The 22516-nt window shown below is 32.6% G+C and carries 17 protein-coding genes, 1 tRNA gene and 1 pseudogene; 9 read left to right on the forward strand and 10 right to left on the reverse strand.

Features of this window, described 5'->3' with window-relative positions:
- Nucleotides 1–34: 34 nt before the first annotated feature.
- On the reverse strand, nucleotides 35–1276 hold the full coding sequence (gene nusA / locus V3Z67_RS06950; RefSeq protein WP_035134109.1) for a transcription termination factor NusA: 1242 nt from the start codon (nucleotides 1274–1276) through the stop codon (nucleotides 35–37).
- A gap of 18 nt (nucleotides 1277–1294) precedes the next feature.
- Nucleotides 1295–1759 carry a ribosome assembly cofactor RimP gene (rimP, locus tag V3Z67_RS06955; protein WP_035134151.1) on the reverse strand — a complete coding sequence of 155 codons (465 nt, stop codon included), beginning with the start codon at nucleotides 1757–1759 and terminating at the stop codon, nucleotides 1295–1297.
- 173 nt (nucleotides 1760–1932) lie between these two features.
- On the opposite strand from rimP, the gene V3Z67_RS06960 reads away from it, so the two are divergent.
- Complete coding sequence (locus tag V3Z67_RS06960) at nucleotides 1933–2781, forward strand: universal stress protein (protein ID WP_330442622.1); 849 nt, start codon at nucleotides 1933–1935, stop codon at nucleotides 2779–2781.
- 105 nt (nucleotides 2782–2886) lie between these two features.
- On the opposite strand, the gene V3Z67_RS06965 is transcribed toward V3Z67_RS06960, so the two are convergent.
- Nucleotides 2887–2957, reverse strand: a tRNA-Gln gene (locus V3Z67_RS06965).
- A gap of 153 nt (nucleotides 2958–3110) precedes the next feature.
- Between V3Z67_RS06965 and V3Z67_RS06970 the strand changes: the two genes are divergently transcribed.
- The 3 genes from V3Z67_RS06970 to V3Z67_RS06980 all read left to right on the forward strand — a co-directional run bounded on the left by V3Z67_RS06970 (nucleotide 3111) and on the right by V3Z67_RS06980 (nucleotide 10490).
- Nucleotides 3111–6356, forward strand: a complete 3246-nt coding sequence (locus tag V3Z67_RS06970) for a glycosyltransferase family 117 protein (protein WP_330442623.1) — start codon at nucleotides 3111–3113, stop codon at nucleotides 6354–6356.
- Nucleotides 6357–6496: 140 nt separating this feature from the next.
- Complete coding sequence (locus V3Z67_RS06975) at nucleotides 6497–9787, forward strand: protein O-mannosyl-transferase family (RefSeq protein ID WP_330442624.1); 3291 nt, start codon at nucleotides 6497–6499, stop codon at nucleotides 9785–9787.
- A 58-nt stretch (nucleotides 9788–9845) separates the two neighbouring features.
- Nucleotides 9846–10490, forward strand: a complete 645-nt coding sequence (locus tag V3Z67_RS06980; RefSeq protein WP_330442625.1) for a polysaccharide deacetylase family protein — start codon at nucleotides 9846–9848, stop codon at nucleotides 10488–10490.
- On the opposite strand, the gene V3Z67_RS06985 is transcribed toward V3Z67_RS06980, so the two are convergent.
- Both V3Z67_RS06985 and V3Z67_RS06990 read right to left on the reverse strand, forming a co-directional pair.
- Nucleotides 10480–10788, reverse strand: coding sequence for a thioredoxin family protein (locus tag V3Z67_RS06985; protein WP_035134121.1), 309 nt, complete (start codon nucleotides 10786–10788; stop codon nucleotides 10480–10482). The genes V3Z67_RS06980 and V3Z67_RS06985 overlap by 11 nt on opposite strands.
- 74 nt (nucleotides 10789–10862) lie before the next feature.
- A pseudogene (locus tag V3Z67_RS06990) lies at nucleotides 10863–11246 on the reverse strand (metallophosphoesterase); the annotation flags it as partial.
- An 85-nt stretch (nucleotides 11247–11331) separates the two neighbouring features.
- Between V3Z67_RS06990 and V3Z67_RS06995 the strand changes: the two are divergent.
- The 4 genes from V3Z67_RS06995 to V3Z67_RS07010 all read left to right on the forward strand — a co-directional run bounded on the left by V3Z67_RS06995 (nucleotide 11332) and on the right by V3Z67_RS07010 (nucleotide 15756).
- Nucleotides 11332–12045, forward strand: coding sequence for a TnsA endonuclease N-terminal domain-containing protein (locus V3Z67_RS06995; RefSeq protein ID WP_330442626.1), 714 nt, complete (start codon nucleotides 11332–11334; stop codon nucleotides 12043–12045).
- Nucleotides 12046–12113: 68 nt separating this feature from the next.
- A complete protein-coding gene (locus tag V3Z67_RS07000; protein ID WP_330442627.1) occupies nucleotides 12114–13949 on the forward strand; it encodes a hypothetical protein in 1836 nt (611 codons plus the stop codon).
- Nucleotides 13936–14796 carry a TniB family NTP-binding protein gene (locus V3Z67_RS07005; protein ID WP_330442628.1) on the forward strand — a complete coding sequence of 287 codons (861 nt, stop codon included), beginning with the start codon at nucleotides 13936–13938 and terminating at the stop codon, nucleotides 14794–14796. The genes V3Z67_RS07000 and V3Z67_RS07005 overlap by 14 nt, the downstream gene beginning before the upstream one ends.
- Before the next feature lie 18 nt (nucleotides 14797–14814).
- On the forward strand, nucleotides 14815–15756 hold the full coding sequence (locus V3Z67_RS07010) for a TniQ family protein (RefSeq protein WP_330442629.1): 942 nt from the start codon (nucleotides 14815–14817) through the stop codon (nucleotides 15754–15756).
- A gap of 17 nt (nucleotides 15757–15773) precedes the next feature.
- On the opposite strand, the gene V3Z67_RS07015 is transcribed toward V3Z67_RS07010, so the two are convergent.
- Nucleotides 15774–17303, reverse strand: a complete 1530-nt coding sequence (locus V3Z67_RS07015; RefSeq protein ID WP_330442630.1) for a hypothetical protein — start codon at nucleotides 17301–17303, stop codon at nucleotides 15774–15776.
- 155 nt (nucleotides 17304–17458) lie between these two features.
- Here V3Z67_RS07015 and V3Z67_RS07020 point away from each other — a divergent pair, with 155 nt between their 5' ends.
- Complete coding sequence (locus tag V3Z67_RS07020; RefSeq protein WP_330442631.1) at nucleotides 17459–18088, forward strand: recombinase family protein; 630 nt, start codon at nucleotides 17459–17461, stop codon at nucleotides 18086–18088.
- On the opposite strand, the gene V3Z67_RS07025 is transcribed toward V3Z67_RS07020, so the two are convergent.
- The 4 genes from V3Z67_RS07025 to V3Z67_RS07040 all read right to left on the reverse strand — a co-directional run bounded on the left by V3Z67_RS07025 (nucleotide 18085) and on the right by V3Z67_RS07040 (nucleotide 22515).
- Nucleotides 18085–18255 carry a hypothetical protein gene (locus V3Z67_RS07025; RefSeq protein ID WP_330442632.1) on the reverse strand — a complete coding sequence of 57 codons (171 nt, stop codon included), beginning with the start codon at nucleotides 18253–18255 and terminating at the stop codon, nucleotides 18085–18087. The genes V3Z67_RS07020 and V3Z67_RS07025 overlap by 4 nt on opposite strands.
- A 189-nt stretch (nucleotides 18256–18444) precedes the next feature.
- Complete coding sequence (locus V3Z67_RS07030; protein ID WP_330442633.1) at nucleotides 18445–19497, reverse strand: hypothetical protein; 1053 nt, start codon at nucleotides 19495–19497, stop codon at nucleotides 18445–18447.
- Entirely contained in the window at nucleotides 19490–20626 is a 1137-nt protein-coding gene (locus tag V3Z67_RS07035) for a hypothetical protein (protein WP_330442634.1), read from the reverse strand. The genes V3Z67_RS07030 and V3Z67_RS07035 overlap by 8 nt, the downstream gene beginning before the upstream one ends.
- Nucleotides 20623–22515: a hypothetical protein gene (locus V3Z67_RS07040; protein ID WP_330442635.1), complete on the reverse strand. Its 1893-nt coding sequence runs from the start codon at nucleotides 22513–22515 to the stop codon at nucleotides 20623–20625. Before V3Z67_RS07040 ends, V3Z67_RS07035 begins: the two co-directional genes overlap by 4 nt.
- Between the last annotated feature and the right edge of the window lies 1 nt (nucleotide 22516).

Below are 22516 nucleotides of genomic sequence, written 5' to 3' on the forward strand. Positions count from 1 at the left end.
CCGGTTGTATGTTGTATTTATACAATTAGTTTTATTAATCTTCAAACTCTTCTTTAAGTATTCTTACAACTTCAAGAATCGTTTCTTCTTCCAGGTCTGTTCTTCTTACTAGGTCTGCCACATCCTGATTAAGCACGCTTCTGGCTGTATCTAAACCTATTTTAGCAAACTCCTGGATAATCCAATCTTCGATTTCGTCTGAGAATTCTGTTAATTCAACATCCTCATCCTCCTCTAGATTACCTTCACGTATCACATCAAGCTCATATCCTGTAAGCAACCCGGCAAGCTTAATGTTGTGTCCTCCACGGCCAATAGCCTTAGACACTTCTTCCAGCTTTAAAAACACTTCTGCCCTTTTAGCTTCTTCATCAATTTTGATAGAAGAAACTTTTGCAGGACTCAATGCTCTTGTAATATAAAGCTGAGTATTAGACGTATAGTTTATTACATCAATATTTTCATTTCCTAGTTCACGTACAATCCCATGAATCCTTGAACCTTTCATACCCACACAGGCACCAACAGGATCAATTCTGTCATCATAAGAATCAACAGCAACTTTAGCCTTCTCGCCCGGTATTCTCACTACTTTTTTGATAGTGATAAGTCCGTCAAACACCTCTGGTATTTCCTGTTCGAAAAGTTTCTCAAGGAATTTCTCAGAAGTTCTGGACATAATAATTTGCGGCTTATTTCCTTTAAGCTCAACATTTTCTATTATACCGCGAACGTTATCTCCTTTTCTGAAAAAGTCTGAAGGGATTTGTTTTTCTTTTGGTAAAACAATCTCATTACCTTCATCATCCACCAAAATTACAGCTTTTGGTCGAACATGGTGCACTTCTGCAGTATAAATATCACCTATAAGCTCTTTAAACTGCTTGTAAAGGTTTGTATTATCGTGTTCGTGAATTTTAGATATAAGGTTTTGGCGTAACGCAAGTATGGCACGACGACCTAACTGTATTAGCTTCACCTCTTCAGAAACATCTTCACCCACCTCAAAGTCAGGCTCAATTTTTCTGGCTTCAGAAAGAGAAATTTCCTGGTTAGGATCTTCTACCTCACCATCGGCTACAACCACACGGTTCCTCCAAATCTCCATATCCCCTTTATCAGGGTTTATAATGATATCAAAATTATCATCAGAACCATATTTCTTCTTTAATGCATTTCTAAATACATCTTCCAGAATCGCCATCAGCGTAACGCGATCTATCAGCTTATCGTCCTTAAACTCTGAAAACGAATCAATTAATGCAAGATTTTCCATGCCAACTCTCTTTATTTTTTAAAATTTTATAACAACAACTGCTTCCTTAATTTCTGCATAAGGTATTTCAGCTCTTTTTTGTACGGTTTCTTTCCCTTTACCTATCTTTTTAGGCTCCCTTGCCTTCCACTCCAGTACTATGAACTCTTCAGTAGCATCTGTAAGGTTAGCCTCAGTTTCACCACTCTCAGTCTTTACCTTAAGTGTTCGTCCAATATTTTTTTTATACTGCCTGATGTTTTTTAAAGGGCTTGTCGCTCCTGCCGAAGCTACTTCAAGGGAAAAATCCTGCTCTTCCCTATCCAAATTATGCTCTACAGCCCTGCTTACATCAATACAGTCCTGTAAATTTATCCCATTATCGCCATCCAGCGTAACATTAATTTTATTGGAATCACTTATGGAAAGATCTATAAGAAACAACGAAGGGCGCTCTTCCAGCGCTGCATTCACCAGTTCTGCAACTTTCTCTCTAAATGTCATATCAAGTATAAAAAGAGGGGACTCCTGTCCCCTCATTATTTAGTTTTTTAATAAATAACTGTGCAAATATACTAATTTTTTTATATATTGAAAATCATTACATAATGTAAAATTTATTCACTACTTTTATTGTATTATTTTTCCAACCAAATTTTTGTTAATAATTTACACATATGAAAAGAATTTTAGTACCTACCGATTTCTCAGACCACGCTGAGTATGCACTTAAAGTAGCAGCTCAGATTGCCCGCAAAAACAACGGCGAAATATACCTGCTTCACATGCTGGAATTACCAAACCACATTAGCGATGACGGTATAGGAGAAAGCAACGCCGTAGGACGAAGTGCAGGAGTACCTGAGGTTATGTTCTTTATGGAAAAAACACGCGAACGTTTCCAGGACCTGCTTAACGAACCATACCTTGAAGGTCTAACTGTAATTGAAGCTATTCAGTTTGACAAAGCCTTTGACGGTATTATTGCTCATAGCAAGAAACACGATATCGATCTAGTAGTTATGGGATCTCACGGAGCAAGCGGCTTTAGAGAAATGTTTATTGGATCTAACACTGAAAAAGTGGTTCGTACTTCAGACATTCCGGTACTTGTAATCAAGAAAGAAGAAGGCGAGTTCGCTCCGCAAAACTTTGTTTTTGCTTCTGACTTCTCAGACGAAATCAAAAAGCCATTCAAAGACGTAGTAAGCTTTGCTAACCTATTTAATGCAAACCTACACCTTGTTTTTGTTAACACACCAAACGACTTCAAATCTACACACGCTGCAGAGAAACTTATCCATGATTTTGCTGCAAATGCAAACCTAACAGGAGGCTACTCTACACACATATACAACGACATTAATGTAGAGAAAGGTATACTTCACTTTGCAAACAGTGTAAATGCCGACCTTATTGGTATGTGCACTCACGGCAGAAAAGGACTTGCACACTTCTTTAACGGAAGTATAAGCGAAGACCTGGTTAATCATGCTGTAAGACCGGTTGTAACTTTCAAAATTTAACCTAGAAAGAAAAAACATAAAGCTGCCCTTAGGCAGCTTTTTTTATATAATTAACCTAAAAATAACGCAATAAAAAAAGCCTCTCAGTTTTTTGAGAGGCTTTTGTTGGTCTACTAGGACTCGAACCTAGAATGACTGAACCAAAATCAGTAGTGTTACCATTACACCATAGACCATTGTATTGGTGCGTGATTGCGGGTGCAAATGTAGCACATAAATTCATTTTTGCAAATTTTTATTTCAAAAAATATGAAAAAAAATTTTTCTGCGTTACTACTCTAATATTGCCTGCAAGGCAAACAAACTGATAACCAATTAAAAGACCCATTATGCATGATCATTACTTTAAAAGATGGAACATTATTTTAGGATGGACTTCTTTTGCTGTTGCACTAATTACCTACTCCCTCACCGTAGAACCCACTGTTAGTTTTTGGGACTCGGGTGAATATATATCAACATCTGCAAAGCTACAGGTAGGTCATCCACCAGGCGCCCCGTTATACCAGTTAATAGGATCAGTCTTTGCGCTTTTTGCATTCTCTAAAGAAAAAGTTGCGCTAATGGTAAATATGGTATCGGTATTTTCGGCATCATTTGCCATACTTTTTATGTACTGGTCGGTTTCATTACTATTAAAAAACATTATTGTTAAGTTTGGAGAAATAACAAAAGGCAACACAATAATGATATTGGGAAGCTCACTTATAGGCTGTTTGTGCCTCACCTTTTCAGACAGTTTCTGGTTTAATGCTACCGAAGCCGAGGTATATGCCATGGCATCCTTATTTATATCATTACTAATGTGGGCAGGATTACGCTGGGGTGAAGAAATGCATTTACCTAACGGCAACCGATGGCTATTATTAATCTCCCTCTTGGTAGGATTATCATTCGGAGTACATTTTTTAGCGCTATTAACCATACCGTCAATTGGTCTTATTTATTACTTTAAAAACTATAAAACAGTAACCACTAAAAACTTTATAATAGCTAACATCGCTATAGTAGGCGTGTTACTTTTTGTATTTAAGTTTTTAATGCCCTACACCATGGCGCTGTTTGGTAAAACCGAGATATTTGCCGTAAACACTTTAGGACTACCTTTTAATTCGGGCACTATAATAATGGGACTATTAGTGATAGGACTTTTTTATTACGGATTGCGATACACAAAACAAAAAGGATTGCCGTTATACAACACAGTGATACTTTGCACCCTATTTATGTTTGCTGGCTTTTCAACCTGGCTGGTTTTACCGGTACGCTCAAACGCCGGAGTTGTAATTAACGAAGTACCTCCTACCGATGCTGCCGAACTGCTGGCATATTACAACCGCGAAAATTATGGTGAACAAAAAGTATTTTACGGTCCGCTTTACACCGAAACCTATGCAGGCTTAGACCCGGACAATCCGTTTTCAGACGGAAAACCAAATTATGAGCGCGATTATAAAACCGGTAAATATGTAGTAGTAAATAACTATAAAAACGCAGTACACAATACCCACAAAGACCACAACGGCATATTACCACGTATGATTAGTGATAAGCACGCCGCCAATTACATAGCTTACACAGCCCCACCCAAGTTTAAAATAAATCCGCAATACGATTTCTCTCAGGATCTTGGCAAATATGGTATTGACATAAACAACATTAGTCAGGATGAAGCCTATACCGCCATGAGCGAGATAAAATCACAGCTTATCGATGTGATAAACGAATTCAAATTGGCCTACAACAAAGGCGAAATTGACTATGAAGGTTACGACAGATTCCTTAAAACCTACAAAAGCTACCTTGTTGTAGAAAAACCAACATTAATGCAAAACATGCAGTTTATGGCCGAATATCAGTTTGGTTATATGTTTTGGCGTTACCTAATGTGGAACTTTGCCGGAAAACAAAACGATGTACAGGGAGAAGGCGATTACCTTAACGGAAACTGGTTAAGCGGCTTTAAAGCTATTGATGAAGCCCGACTGGGAGCACAAAGCCATCTTACCTCAGACATGCTAAACAACAAAGGTCGTAACATATACTTTTTTATACCTTTTATATTAGGGCTTATAGGCTTTATTTTCTATGCCCGTAAAGACCCAAAAAGTTTTTACACCTTATTAGTACTATTTGTATTTATGAGCTTAGCCATAAAAGTATTTCTTAATGAAAAGCCATTTGAAGTACGCGAAAGAGACTATGTAATGGTTGGTGCTTTTTATGTTTTTGCCATATGGATAGCTATGGGAGTTTATTCTTTATACAACAGCATACAAAAACATATAAACCAAAAAGTAGCCGTTCCGGTTATATTAGGAGCAACACTACTGGCAGCCCCTACCCTTATGGCTTTTGAGAACTGGGACGACCATGACAGATCGGGCAGGGACACCGCGCTTGTAATGGCAAAAACCTACCTTGATTCATGCGACCCTAATGCTATACTATTTACTATAGGAGACAACGATACTTTCCCGTTATGGTATGCTCAGGAAATAGAAAACTTCAGGACTGATATTAAAGTTGCCTGCTCTACATACCTGCCTGCCGACTGGTATATTGACCAACTGAAACAAAAAACTTATGAAGCCGAAGGCGTACCTGTTTCAATGAATCACAGTCAATATGTAGACGGAACCCGCGACTTTATATTATATGTACCAAGAACAGAAGAACGTTTGGACATAGATGACTTTATGGATTTTGTTTTAATGGATGACGAGCGCGCAAAGGTAGAACTCAATAACGGACATTGGGCCAATTATTACCCGAGTAATAAAATACGCATACCCGTAGACAAAGAAGCCGTTATTAAAAACAAGGTTGTATCGCCAGAGTTATATGACTCTATTGTACCGTACATCGAAATAGATTTACCTAAAGAGGCTATTTTTAAACATCAGCTGGTTATGCTGGATATTATACGCACCAACAACTGGGAGCGTCCTATTTACTTTACAGGCGGAAGTCCTAAAGCTGAAGATTATCTTTGGTTAAAAGACTACCTTCAGTTAGACGGTATGACCTACAAACTGGTCCCTGTAAAAACAGAAGTGCCAAAAGACAGCCCAATTGACATTGGTCATATTGATTCACAAAAAATGTATGATACCGTTATGCGATGGGACTGGGGTAGCAGTAATAAAAAAATATACCTTGATCCTGAAACAAGACGTAACAGCATTACCTACCGTAAAAACCTTGCCCGATTAAGCGACACTTTAATTCAGGAAGGGAAAACCGAAATGGCTAAAACCATACTCGACCTTGCCGTAACAAAGCTCCCTACGCAAGATTATGGTTACCACTTCATGTCTGAACCTTTTGCCGAGGGATATTATAAAGTAGGCGAAACCGAAAAGGCCCGTGAACTGGCAGCGCTGTTAATAAAAAAATATCAGGAAAACATAGCCTTTTTCAATTCGGTTAACTCACCGGGTGACATAGGAGGCTATTACAGATTATTACAAATGATCAAAAAGCAGGGTGACGATGAATTTTACAACAAACAGCTCCCTGAATTTGACCGATATTATAAAATGATGGAACGGTTTATGGAAGACAATAGCTGAGAGAAATATTTTACAGGGCGGGAATTACAATAATTCCCGCCTTTTTACTTTATATTAATCATTAAAAATAAGTTTGCTTAATTACCTTTAAATAAAAAATAGTTTCTTTGCATATATAAATCCGGAATTTTCAAAACCGCATGATAACATTCAACTTTAAAAAATGGAACACCATCACCGGATGGTTTGTTTTTGCCATTGCATTTATTGTTTATTCACTAACCGTAGAGCCAACCATGAGTTTTTGGGATTGTGGCGAGTACATCACCACAGCCGCAAAGCTTGAGGTAGGTCACCCGCCGGGAGCCCCTTTATTTCAAATGGTAGGCGCTTTCTTTGCCATGTTTGCATCAGGCCCTGACAAAGAAGCCCTTATGGTTAATATGGTATCGGTAGCCTCCAGTGCATTCACCATACTTTTTATGTTTTGGTCATTGACCATGATAATACGATCACTGGTTGAGAAATTTTCCGAATTCAATAACAACAATGCCTTTATGGTGATAGGAAGTTCTGCCGTTGGTGCACTTGCCTTTACCTTTACCGACAGCTTTTGGTTCAATGCGGTTGAAGCCGAGGTATATGCTATGGCATCGTTATTTATAGCGTTATTACTATGGTTAGGGTTACGCTGGGAGCAGGATATGAACACTCCACGAGGTAACAAGTGGCTGCTTATCATATCACTGGTAGTAGGATTAACTTTTGGTGTTCACTTTATGGCACTGCTTACCATCCCTGCTATCGGATTTATATACTTCTTTAAAAACTACGAAAAAGTTACAGTAAAAAGCTTCATTATAGCAAATATTGTTATTGTAGCTGTATTGCTTTTTATCTTCAAATTACTATTACCATACACACTTGCACTGTTTGGTAAGACCGAAATATTCATGGTAAACAAGATAGGTCTACCGTTTAACTCGGGAACCATATTTGTAGCTATATTACTAATAGCCTTCTTTTATTTCGGGCTTAGCTATACCCGTAAAAAAGGACATGCATTAGCCAACACACTTATACTTTGTGTGCTATTTATATTTATAGGTTTCTCTACCTGGATGATGCTTCCTATACGTGCTAATGCTAATGTGGTTATTAACGAAAACAGACCATCGGATGCCGCCGAAGTACTTGCTTACTATAATCGTGAGCAGTATGGAGAACAAAAACTGTTTTATGGCCCTATGTATTCTGATATTTATGCCGGACTTGATGCTGACAAACCGTATGAGGATGAAAAACCAAACTACCAAAGGGATTATAAAACCGGAAAATATGTTATTGTAAACAATTACAAAAACGCAAAACAGAATACCGATGACAACCACAAAGGCTTTATGCCAAGAATGTGGAGTACCGACAATGGGCATCCGGTAAACTATATGAATTTCACAAAACCTCTTGACTTTAGGATAGATCCTAATTATGATTTTTCAAGAGACCTTGTACAATATGGCCTTCCTTTAGATCAAATGAGTGATGAGGAAATAGGGAAAGCAATGGCACAGGTGCGTGATGAACTTCAAAACATAATCAATCAGTTCAAAGCCTCTTACCAAAAAGGAGAACTGGATCTTGATGATTACGACAAATTCCTTAGAAACTACAGCAGTTACCTTATAATAGAGAAACCATCATTTAGCGACAACATGAAGTTCATGTTCCAATACCAGTTTGGTTATATGTATTTCAGGTACTTTATGTGGAATTTTGCCGGCAGGCAAAATGATATACAGGGACGTTATGACAACTATGACGGTAACTGGATGAGCGGTATTAAATTTATTGATGAAAACCATGTTGGTCCGCAAAGTCACTTAACAGAAGACCAGTTCAACAACAAGGCTAGAAACTTTTACTACTTCTTACCATTACTATTAGGATTTATAGGACTATGCTATCATGCATCAAGAGACCCTAAGAGCTTCTACGTATTACTTATATTATTCCTGTTTACAGGACTTGCCCTTAAGGTGTACCTAAACGAAAGACCTTTTGAACCAAGGGAGAGAGACTATGCCCTTGTAGGATCATTCTATGTATTTGCCATGTGGATAGGTATAGGTGTATATGCTATTTATGAATCCATACAAAAATATTTGGCTCCAAAAATTGCAGGACCGGTTGTACTGGCTGTTACATTATTAGCAGGACCTGTATTACTGGCTTCTCAAAACTGGGATGATCACGACCGTTCAGGCCGTTATACTGCACTTGCTATGGCTAAGGCTTACCTTGAGTCATGTGACGAAAATGCCATTTTATTTACCATTGGGGATAATGACACCTTCCCGCTTTGGTATGCTCAGGAAATAGAAGGTATACGTACAGACATCAGGATTGTAAATACCAGCCTTTTCATGACCGACTGGTATATAGACCAGATGAAAGCAAAAGCTTACACGTCTGAGCCATTACCTATTTCCTTTACACACGACCAGTATGTACAGGGAACCAGAGATTGTATGTTCTTTGATAAGCAAACCGAAAACCGTTGGGACATAAATGACTTTATATCATTTATCGCTTCTGATGACCCAAGAACAATGGTTGAGCTTAAAAACGGGCATAGTATTAACTACTTCCCTACTAATAAAATCAGGCTTAAAGTAGACCGTGAATCGGTTATAAAACACAAGATAGTAGAACCTGACCTTTACGATTCTATTGTTCCTTATATAGATATTGATATTAAAGGAGATGCTATATACAAAAACCGCCTGTTAATGCTTGACATTGTTAATAACAATAACTGGGAGCGACCTATTTACTTTACCGGAGGAAGCTTTGGTGATGATGATTATATCTGGATGAAGGACTACCTTCAGTTAGATGGTATGGTATTTAAACTTATCCCTGTAAAAACTCCGGTTCCTAAAGAAGGAAGCCTGCTTGACATGGGACATATTGATACCGAAAAAATGTATAATATTGTTATGAAATGGGATTGGGGTAACAGCGAAAGCCCTAACATTTATCATGACCCTGAAACCCGCAAAAACAGTATTACATACCGCACCAACCTGGCGCGACTTATGGAAAAACTGATTGAGGAAGGTAAAAAGGATAAAGCTAAAGATATTGCTGATCTTGCCATGACTAAGATGCCGGTAGATTACTTTGGTTACTACACCTTACTGGAACCTTTTGCAACAGCATACTATCAACTTGGTGAAAAAGAAAAAGCACGTGACCTGCTTACTCAACTTATCAAAAAGTACCAGGAGAAACTTACCTTTTACAACAGTGTTGACGTAAGAGAACAAAACAACATTATCGTTGATATTATAACCGATATTGAACGTTACAGAAGCCTTTTACTAATTATGAAAGATGAAGGTGACACCGAGCTTTACAACAAGGAAAAACCTACCTTTAATAAGTACAACGAAATGTTTAAAAGGTTTAAACGTGAAAACGAAGAATAACTAAATTATATTAGTAACTTTATAAGCAGCTTTACTTAAAGCTGCTTATTTTTTTAGCATGAAAGCATACTGGGTCAAAACAGGAAAACTGATTAAAAAGTTGTTTAACGGTTTTGTTTGGGACATCCCTAACAACAGTAATACCGTGTACCTTACTTTTGATGACGGCCCTACTCCCGAGATTACCGAATGGGTACTTGGTGTACTGAAAAAACACGACATTAAAGCCACTTTTTTCTGCATAGGCAATAACATCAAAAAGTATCCGGAGATTTTCAAAAAGGTAGCAGACGATGGTCACACCATTGCTAACCACACCTACAATCACTTAAACGGATGGAAAACCAAAAAGGAAACCTATCTGGAAAATACATTTGCCTGCGAAGATGTAATTAAAGGCTTTACACACGAGGAATATACCACTAAGCTATTCAGACCCCCTTACGGTAAGATAAAGTCATCCCAAGCTAAAGCAATAAGGGGTAAGGGGTACAAAATAATAATGTGGGATGTATTGAGTGCTGATTTTGACAAAACCATAACTCCCGAAAAGTGCCTTGAAAACGTTACGGAAAACACAACAGAAGGTAGCGTGATTATTTTTCACGACAGTGTAAAAGCATTCCCTAATCTGGAATATGCTCTACCAAGAGCAATAGAATACTTAAAGAAGAAAAAGTTTAGGTTTGAAGCTATGCACTAGTACTTGTAAATTCCTGTACCAGTCCAATAATTGTATTAGCATCCAGTTCGCCAGACTGCCTCCACACCATTTGTCCTCCCTTGTAAATCATTAACGTAGGAAGTCCTTTTATTCTTAAAGCATCGGCCAGTTCCTGATTTTTATCTACATCAATTTTTATCACCTTTGCCCTGTCTCCCAGTGCAGCGGCTACATCTCTAATTACAGGATGCATTGACACAGAAGGCTCGTTCCACTCTGTGTAAAAATCGATTAATACAGGTACCGGGGAGTTTATAAGTTCTCCAAATTTTGACATAAAAAAAGATTTATACTTACTTAAAAACCTTTAGTTCCAAATAATCTATATACAAATATAACATTTTTAAGCAATCACGCTACTTTTGGGCCTTTTTTTAGTTCTAATACTGTTATTTCTGGCCAAATACCTACCCTACCCGGATAAGCATGGAAGCCAAATCCCCTATTTACATATATATATCGCCCTACATTTTCATACAGTCCGCCCCATTGTTTGTAACGATACTGTATAGGGCTCCACTTAACAAAGCCCGGTATTTCTATACCAAACTGCGATCCGTGTGTATGTCCACTAAGCGTTAAATGATAATTATCCCTGTGGGTTTTCACCTCATGCTCCCAGTGTGACGGGTCATGACTCATAAGTATCTTAAAGTCGGTTTGCTTAATACCCTCTGATGCCTTTGCTAAATCACCTGCCTGTTTAAACCCTATTCCCCAATTTTCAACCCCAATTGTTATATTTACAAGTAATTGATATAGTTATGATTATTTTTTACAAGAGTAATTGACACATTTTTTTGATTATTTAACTCTTTTCATGAAAAAATTATATAAGAAGATGACACATTTTAGCAAGAGAATTAGAAATATTCCACTGAAAGAGATTTCTTCAGCGGGATCATACATTACAAGAAAAAATTGTAATTCGAAGGAAATACAATTTGAATCTTCTTTAGAGATGGATTTTATATATCTCTTAGAATTTGATATTGAAGTAGAATACTATACAGAGCAACCTTTGGCAATTAAGTATTTAGATAATGAAAATAAAGAAAGGTTATACTATCCAGATTTTTATATTCATTATTTTGATGCTAATAAAAAAGACAACATTATTGAAGTTAAATACTTTAATGACTTAAAGAAAAATGAAAAAGAATTGGGCCGAAAATTTAACGCTGCACGTGATTTTTGTAAGTTACATTCATTAGATTTTATAATTATAACCGAAAGAGAAATTAGAAAAGAACGAGATTATCTCAGAAATATAAAATTCTTATCAAGATTTCGATTTAATATAGCTTCTGCTAATGACTCATCTAAAGAAGATGTTTTAGTTGGATTGTTAATTATTAAAACAATACGTAATTCCAAAACTATATCAATTGAGAGTTTAATTAAAGAATTAAAGAAAGAAAATATAAGACCGGAACAATCTCAATACTATCTGTGGATATTGATTGCTAATAATTTTGTTCGATGTGATCTTACAAAAAAACTCAAAATGAAATCAATTGTTTGGGTTGAATAATTTTTTTTATAAATTGTAATAAAAAAATTGTAACTTTCTGATTACAAATAGTATAAGGTTTTTTTGAGATGGGGGGAGTAAAATTTGATATTGGTAATATTGTAAGTTACAAGAATCTTCTTTTTCGCATATTGGTTATTCAGGATTACCAACATCTTGTTATAGAAAAGCTTGAAGATGGAGAGGTTATTACTGTTGATATTAATGAAATTAAGGAGGTCAATTCTAAAGAATGTCGTGATATTGAGGTTGTAAATAATGAAAAGTTATTAAATATAGCAAGTAAAAGATTTAAGATAATTGAACCTTATTTTATTGAAAATAAATCTATCAATCAAATAGTTATTTCATCTGGTAAAAGTCGTTCAACTATAAATAGATGGATTCATAAATACAAACAGTCAAAAAATATAAGTGCCTTAGCCCCAATGCCTCACACAGGAGGAAAAGGTAAAAATCGAATTCAAAAAGAAGTACTAGAGATAATGGATATGATTATTCGAAAGTATTATCTCACCCTTCAAGGAGAATCAATCTCTCTTATTATAGTTAGAATTAAGATAGAATGTAATAGACATAAACTTAAACCTCCTTGTGATTCTACAGTAAGATCTTATATTGCTAGAATTCCTGCATTTGATAAAATGAAAAAAAGAGAAGGAATTAAGAAAGCAAAAGAAAAATATTCTCCTGTAACAGGCTCCTTAGAAGCGTTGTATCCTTTACATATTGTTCAAATGGATCATTCAAAGTTAGATATTCTGCTGGTGGATGAAGACGGAATGGAGTTAGGTCGTCCATGGCTTACAATTGCACTTGATATTTATAGTAGAATGGTTACGGGATATTATCTCACATTTGATTCTCCCGGAGCAGAGAGTGCAGGTATGTGTATTGCTACTTCAATACTTACTAAAGAATATATTCTTCAAGAGTATGATATTCATGAAGAGTGGCCAATCTATGGAGTGATGGACACTTTACATATGGACAATGCTAAGGAGTTTACAGGTACATCAATAAAAAATTCTGCAAAGTTATATGGGATAAATTTAATGAATAGAAGAATTGGTTACCCAGAGGATGGAGGACACATAGAAAGATTTTTTAGAACAATTAACAATGAAATAAAAAACTTACCTGGTGCTACTGATTCAAATACACTTTTGACATCACAACATCGAAGAAACAGTAAAGCTTTTACCATCCATGATTTAGAGAAATGGATATTAACATTTATTCTATGTGTTTATCATGAACGTGAGCATAGTGGAATTAATATGTCTCCAATGCATAAATACAAATTAGGTATTGAAGGAGATAGAATAAATGTAGGACGTGGACTACCCAAAAAAGTTAGTAATCAAAAAGAGGTTTTCCTTAATTTTTTACCATCAATCGAAAGAACTCCACAGAGATATGGAATACAGATAAAATATCTTCGATATTATTCGAAGGAAATAGCTTCTTTCATTAATAAAGAAGATAAAAATAATCGTAAAATAAAATTAATTTTCAAAATGTGGAGAAATAAAACTTCACCAATTTTTTTTCTCAATCCTAATGACAATCAATATTATGAAGTTCCATATAGTAATCTTACTTTTCCAATTATGGATAGGAGGGAGTATAATTTAGCATATAGAAAAGCGAAGGAGACTTATGGTAAAAAATTAGATGAATCTAAAATTCTAGAAGGCTACAAAAAAATGATACAGATCAAAGATATTGTGGTTAAAAGAAGTAAATCTAAAAAAAGACAGAAACAGTCAACAATTCAAGAAAAGACCTTCAATGATTCTGTCACATTAGAGAAAGAGATACAAATGGAATTAAAAGAATTTGAATTAAAAGAAAAAATTAATTTGGAACCTTTTGAAGATATAGATTATGATGCACTCTAGAATTAATAATTTAAAAAGCCTAGATGATATTGAGCGAATAAGAAAAATAATGACTTTCGTTTGGGTAGGCTATACCTATGCGCTTAGTATTATTGATGAGTTTAACATACTTATGAATACTCCTGAGAGAGATAGAATGCCAGGACTATTGCTATTTGGACCTTCAAATAATGGGAAAACAGCAATTTTAAAACAATTTTTAAAAATGCATCCAGAATTTATTACGAAAAATGATGAAAAAATCAATATTCCAGTTATTTATTTTAGAGTTTATAAGACTGATGAAAAATCCTTTTTTACAACTATACTTGATACTATAGGTAGTCCCTATGGAATACAGGAAAGTAAGAGTCTTACGGTTAACAGAGCTGTACATCTATTAAAAAAAGTTAATGTGAAATTCATACTTATTGATGAATTTCATAACATTTTAAATACAGCTAATAGAAGTCAACAAAGACACTTTTTGACGACATTGAAAGAGTTTGCTAACGAAATTAAAGTGCCAATTGTTATTTGCGGGACTGATGAAGCTCGGTTTGCAATTGATTCGGATATTAACGTAAGTAGAAGATTTGATAAAATTGAGCTATCTCCTTGGCAATTAGATAATGATTATATCCGTTTACTAATGAGTTTTGAAAAAATATTACCTCTTAAAGAAAATTCAAACCTTCATAATCAAAAAGTAGCTGAAAAGATTTATTCGATGAGTCGAGGTATATTAGGTGAAACTAAAACAGTTATTGATAGGGCTGCAATTTTAGCTATAAAATCAGGAACTGAAAAAATTACATTTGAGATTTTGAACAGTATCCGTTATAACTATAATGATAGACTGGATTAACAATATTGAACTATAATTATGAACTGGCCGGGATATATTAAACCTGAAGAGGATGAAATTTTTACTAGTTGGTTTTATCGTTTATCTAAAGAACATAGAATAAAATCGCACACATTTTCTAAATTCTTCTTTGATGGATTGCCAATATGGAATAGAGATATTGATCAGTATTGCCCAGAAATTATAAAAAGAAAGATATATGAACATACTCCTCTTTCGAAAGACCGGATTGAAAATTTATTTCTATCATCATTTGATGGAATAGTATTTAACGATGTCATTAGTACAAAATCACTACTGTCTATTGGTATAAATCATCGAAAAAGAAGGAAATTTGGATTACTTTACTGTATAGGGTGTTTAGAAAAAGAAGTAAAATTTTTTAAAAAAAGTTGGAGGTTAACTAGTTCATTAGTGTGTTTAGAATGTTCTTTAAAATTATTGGACAGTTGCCCTCATTGTAATAGCCCAATTGCTTTTCACCGACTTGAAAATGGCATTAAAGGTAAAATTCCTGAAAATGATTTAAATTCCTGTTATAAATGTTTGAGAGATATAACTAAGACAGATAAAATATATGCTGATGATGACTCGATAAAGTATCAAAAATACATCAATAATACTATAGATTTTGGTTTTAATGATTTGACACAATATTCATTTACTTTTTTTAGTGTATTACATGAACTCGAACATAAATTATATTCAAGAAGTAAAAAATGGAATAAATTTAGAATTGAGGTTGAAAAATATAGAAGTATTAGTATGCTTAATAAAAATTTAAATAGAATTAAGAGTAGGGAAGAGTCACTTCTTATTACATATGAATTATTGGAATCCTGGCCTCAAAAATTCATAAACTTTTTATCAGGTAGAAAACTTACATATAGTGATTTTTCCAAAGACTTCAGAGATATTCCTCCTTTTTGGTTTAGCAATGTACTTAAGTTTAATATTTAGTTTATTAATTATGAGTACTATCTAGATCCTATTGTTATAAATAATTGATTAAAATAATTTACAATTTTATCTTCGTTGTTGAATAATTTTTCTAGAGCATTATTATGGTAAAACTTTATATTAAATAAACTTTCAAATACTGTCTCATCTTCTTTTTTGAATTGTTTAAAAGTATTATTATTAAGGTAATAATCTTGTATAAGTTTTTTACATATTAAATTAATTTCTAATGATGATATTTTTGAAATTGTTGTCTTTTTAATTACATTAAGTGAAAAATGGTAAGAAAAAAAGAAATGATAAATGTAACTCTCGTCATTAATTACTTCTAGTACAAAAGGTTCAATGTTCTCACGAAGTCCTAAATTTTCTTCAAAAGTAGTTAAATTGATGTAGTTGTATTCTAATCTGTTATAATTTAATACATTGTTTAGCATTGCTTTATATGATTGTGTAACATCTTTGCTTTTTGAAATATTTTCTTGATAATGTATATTTTTATTAAGTATAAGATTTTCAGAAATGTATTCAAAAGTTAATATTGATAATCCTAAGTTTATAGTATATTGAGGAAATATACAAGCATTACAAGTTCGTGAAGAAGGTAAATCTTTTACAAAGTGTTTTTTGGCCAACCTTTTTCTATTTAAAGTTTTTCTTGTATCCTCTCGGTATTTAGGTATTAATAAAATTTTATCTATATTAAATAAGGTCTTTAGAGGTAATAAATCAATAACAGAGAAAGCTAAGAATAATTTTTCGCCTTTTTCTTTAAAATATTTACCAGAAAGTTCAATTTTATAGGCGCTATTAAATGGGAATTTAAAATTTAAATAGCATTCATTTTTATGTATGTGATTAATTTTTATACTAGAGCTTATGTGGTTTAAAGATTTGATTCCTTGTTTATTTTTTATTTGTGAATACTGTACAATTGAATGTATTTCTTCCGGAAGTGCTATTTTATTATCATATTCAATCGCAGCGTTTCTTTCTTTCTTAAAAGTAAATTTGCTTATGATTTTAAATACATCATCATAAATGCCAGATAAGATTAGGTTTGTTACTGAATGATTTTTAAAATAAAAGTATTTACATAACGTAGATGATGGTATGATGACCCTAATTTTTTCACTATCAATAAAAGTATCTATTTTAAAGTAAGTAAACTTCTTAAGTTCATTTTTAGGTATAAAAGGTAAATTATTTGATATAGACTTAGGAACATTATTTATTCTAATTTTATTTTTTACAGTACTTTGAAGTTGTATAGAATTTTTCCTTGTAAAGTATTCTTCAGAATTTGTATAAAAAATTCCATCTGAAAGGAAGACACTTCCTATTTCTAAATATGACATTAGTGATGCAACTAATGAAAATTTGATGATTTTTTTCTTTTCGGGATAGTTAAATGAGAATTCTATTATCTTGTGATTCACAAAATAATAGTTACAATATAGTTCACCTTTGTACATATAAATTTTTCCAATCCAGTATAAAGTCCAATATCTTCCTTTAAATTTTTTAGGAAAATCAAGTTTTGGCATATTATTTATTGAAGTTGAATATATCATATTGTAAAATATTATTTTCATCTCATAAATAGACTATAGTCTATTTGTGAGATGTTTTTACCTTAAAAGTAGTACATAATTCTTAAAAAAGAATGATATCATTTATACCTATCCTAAAATTGATATATTTGAAAAAAGAAATTGAAATGAAAATACGTTATATAAGAGTTTCAACATTAAATCAAAAAATTGAAAGACAGTTACTCAAAGCTCATCCAGATGAAATTGTATTTATTGATAAAGTTAGTGGTTCGGTTCCATTCGCCCTTAGACCAGTAGGATCTAAACTTTTAAAAGAGATCGAATTTAGGGATATAACATCAATCAATGTATCAAGTATAGATAGGCTAGGAAGGAATACAATTGATATCTTAAAAACTATAGATTATCTTCATTCAAAAAAGATTTGTCTTGAAGTTGATAATTTAGGTTTAAAAAGCTGGGCAAATGGAAAGGAAAATTTGACCTTTAAATTAATTATTAGTGTTCTCGCTAACATTAGTGAAATGGAGCGAGAATCAATTTTGGAAAGACAACAAGAAGGTATTAGGATAGCGAAAGCTAAGGGGATATACAAAGGAAGGGAAAGAGGTTCAAGTGAAACCAAGAAAGATTTTTTATCTAAATACCCTAATGTTATTCAATATCTTCAAAAAAAAAATAGACATACTATTACTGATATAGCTAAGCTATGTGATTGTTCTAAAAATACAGTTATGAAAGTAAAGAAGTATTTAGAAGAAGAAGGGAAAAATTAAGGGTCTAAATTCTCAATTTTAAAATGTCTATTCTCGTAATCTTCAACCTTTTTAGAAAGGTTTTGAAATATTTTTCCTCTGATAGTATTAGGTTTCGCATCAAAATACTTTAAAAGCATTGATAAAGCTAATTCATATTCCTTCTCAGTTAAATTAATTTTTGTCATAAAAAAAGCATATCATACAACAAATTTAATAAAATACTTTTATCTAATTAAATTTAAGTATTTCATTCATTTTATTTCTTAAAACTTTTTATGTAAGCTTTTTAATGTAATTAGTTTATTATAGCTTAATTAATTTAAATTAATGTTGATAGTGAGTTTTATGTAGTTAGTGGGATCAAAATTTCTTAATTATAAAATAGACTCAAAATCAAAGTCTTGAATAGTAAGAATATTGATATTATTTTGCTCTATTTCCGGAATTACTTTATTTTCATTAATTATTGCTTCGGAAATTTTAATTAACGACTGGTAATTCATATTATACATTAAGCCTCGTGCTCCATTATATGTACAATTTATCCCTCCAAAAATCTGTCCTATTGATAATGAATTCTCAATTTCTTCTCTACTAGACGAAAGAAAAGATTTAACACCGTTATAACCAAGCTGGTTTATGATGCCAGCTGTACACCAGTCTCCAGCTCCTGCATTATCAACTGTATGCTTAAATTCGTAAGGAGATAACAATTTCCATTGTGGATTTGAGTCAGATTTTAATCTATATCTTAGCCCTTCTTTTCCCATTGTTTCAATTTCTAATAATGAATTAGGATAAGGAAATTTAGAAGAGTAATTTTTAATTCTATCATTGGAAAATTTTATAATATCCGCCAAGGATAAGCACTCTAAAAATTGCTGATCCTCTTTAAGTGATGAAGGTTCAAAAACAATTAAAGCACCTCCGTTTTTATAATGTTTCGCTAATTCAATTATAGATCGTGAAACTCTATCAAAATAAAATACATTTGTTTTTTCTTGATTCTCTATTAAATTATGAACTGAAGAAGTTAAAACAGGTTTATATGACGGTAACCAGATATTTGTATTAGGTACTTTAAATTCAAATTTATGTTTTGGGTTACCTAATTTATCCTTTAATATTCTATGTATTATAACAGGTGTTCTACCGTCTTCAGATTTTGAAATTAATGAAGTATTAACATTAAAATTTTCGAAATCATTAAATAATCGATCTGAAGCCTCATTGTTAGCTAATCTAGCAATGGGTTTTGATTCCCAACCTAAAAAAGAAAGAATTGATAATACATTTCCGCAAGAACCACCTGCACAAAGTTTTGCAGGTGTTTCTGGTGTTCCATTTACAATTACATCTAAGGCTACAAGTCCGGCCCCCAATGCAATTGAACCCTTATTATTAGCTATTTTTTTTATTTCAATCATTATATGGCTCTCCAGTGAGCCAAGTTACAAAAAGTTCACTTTCAGACTTCATATTTCTCAATGAATTTTTATCAAAAATATTATAGCCTTGGGAATCAACATTAAGAACACCGATTTCTTCTCTGTTTTCATAGGCTGTCAATAGAGTACCTATTGATAGTAATTTACTTGAAAAGCTAGATAATGCAGCTTTACAACCATTTATAATTTCTAAGGATTTTTGATAATTTTTTACTGCATTGCTTAATTGAATGTAAGTTTCGAAAGGGTTTCTTTCAGATACATACATAATGTTTTGAGGCTCTATACCTAGTTCATCGAATAACAATTCATGGTATTCAATTAAGATTGAATCTGAACGTCTCGGGTTTTTAGAAGGGAACGGAAATGTAGGGCATATTTCATAAAGTCGATTTTTTGATTCAGTTATTTTTCCAAAAGCTTTTCTAACGTGAGGGACCTTATTTTCACCAAGTATTGGGAACCAAATTAGTGGTTTTTCCATTTCTGCAGCAAGCTCAATTTCTCCTCCAAATCCGTGTAAATAATTTAGGTCCTCGTCGATAGCATTTTCTTGAGTTAAATTATCAATTGAAGCATTTTCTGCAACACAGAGAAATAAATTTTGAGTTGCATCTTTAGAATATTTATCAATTAGAGATAATAATTTTCCAACCAAAGAAAAATATACTCCCCTAGGGAGAGCACTAATATCCACTATAATATCAGTATATTCTTTTATAGAATCATAATTTAAAAATAGATTTGAAGCCTCTCTATCACCAATTCTTCTTCTTTTTTTTCCTTTCGTGCTCCATAACTTTATATCCCTTGATATTATTTTTTCATTATCTATCAATTGATATAATTCTTCCATGTTTTCTTCGATTAGATCTGAATTATTATTTGGGGCTGTTATACCTTCATCAAAGCTAATTAACATACAATCTAAATTAACATTAGGACAATTCTGTATTAGACTTTTAATGCCTATATTCATTCTTACATCAAAACCTTTACCTAGTATAAATAATACCTTTTGATCTTCAGAAGTAAAATGTTCTTTCCACAATTCTGTGACTGTATTATTTTGCAATAAAACATATGGATTCCATCTATTGTTACTCATTTTTTTAGCCATTTAGTTAATTCATCAGGAGATTTATGTCGCCAGCCACCATAAGATAAAGGCAAATTAAACATTATACATAACCATCTATTTAAGTAGTATACATGCCAGCTTTGACCTTTTTTTCCTTGATTAGTAATCTGAATTTCCAGTAAGTTATATGCAACACATGTAGAAAGAACATTTATAAGTTGGTCATAAATAGAATTCTCTGTCCAGATATTTTCATCATTAATTAATTTAATTCCCTTATTTTCTTTTATTGCAAAACCATTAACCCCTGGTGAATATGGGGCATTAGGTTTAAATGTTTCTTTTCTAGAAAATTCGCCAAGAGAATTAAGAAAGTTAATGACTAATTCAGGAAAAGGTACTATTCTTTTTAGTTCTTTCCACTTTTGAGATGCAACATCTTTAATTAATTTGTCCTGATCACTATCACTTAAAACAATATTTTCTCCTGAAATTTTATTTGAAATCATTTCTTCAAAAAATACACTTGAAAATGAAAGAAATTGCTCAATATTTGAAGAAGAAGATTTAACTAAAGATGAAAAGCCGTAATAAAAAGGGAGTTTTATTTCTTTTGAAAGAAATAATAAAGCTGCTGAAGTTATATCTGAAGTAATTTTATCATTAAGTTCTTCTTTAGTTAAAGGGAATTCAAAACTTAATTGTTGTTTTCCTAAATTCCTTTTGATTAAAATATCAATTTCACTTGCTTTAAGAGATTTTTGATATTCACTTCCTGAATAATTTATTGCAAATTCAATCCATTCATCAAATTTATTAGTGTATTGAGATATATTTTGTAATGAATTTATTTTTTTATTAAAGTATGTTTTTAGAGTTTCTTTGTACTGTTCTTCATTTAAATTATCTAATAAATAGTTTTCAAAAGAAGGAATATCTTCTGTTGAGATACTGGCTCTTTTTTCTGATATATTTCTTAATATTTTATCAAATTTTTTTGGATTTTTTCGCCAAAAGCTCTCTAAATTAATTTCATTATAATCTCTTTCAAGAAATGAACCTATATTTTCTATTGAATCGAGAGCTTCTAATCTTTCAGATATCCAAATACTAAAACTACCTCTTTTTTCAGATAAATATTTTTTTAAATTTTTTCTTTGTGAAGAAGATAATTTATGAGCATCGTCTAAAACAAATAATATCCTACTACATATTTTTGAGCCTTTAAATGTGATGTTTTGGGGAGTTAGAGTTTCTAAAGCGAAAAGTTCATCATGCCCTTCAATTTCATTGTCTTCAAGGGGTAAAAAACTATCAATAGCTCGATAAATATTCTTTTCAATTTTTGAAGCCCAATTATATAGAGTTTTACCATCACAAGGAACTTCTAAGCTTTTAAAATAATTATTGTAATTATTATAATTATATTTTAATTGATCTAATTCTTCAGGAAACTTTTTATTAATTAAAATACAAGCATTTCTTAGAGTAGCTAATATAATTCTTGAATTCAAAAGAGAAAAAAACAATCTAGTCTTCATCGCATCTGAGATATTCAATTCTTCTAAAATTTCATAATTTCTTGTACAAGGCATGGAAACTCCTAAAACAGAAATTTTTTCTTCATCAATAACATCAATTTTTTTGAGTGAAGTGAATAGTTCTTTATAATTTGGAGCTGATTTACTGTTAAGCAATATTTTTAATGATGAAGGTTCAAACGCTCGGATTAACGATGATTTTCCAGCTCCAGGAGAACTATGTATATATAATACATTATCCCATAATTTACCCGACTCATGATTTTCTGTCATCGATTCTAAAACCAAAGGACTAAATAGTCTTAAAAAACCAGCATCTGAATCTATTTTTTCAGAAGCCCTTATTTTAAACGGATTACGTAATTTATTACTCATC

Source organism: Flavobacterium sp. C4GT6 (assembly GCF_036347315.1).
Lineage (GTDB): Bacteria > Bacteroidota > Bacteroidia > Flavobacteriales > Flavobacteriaceae > Flavobacterium.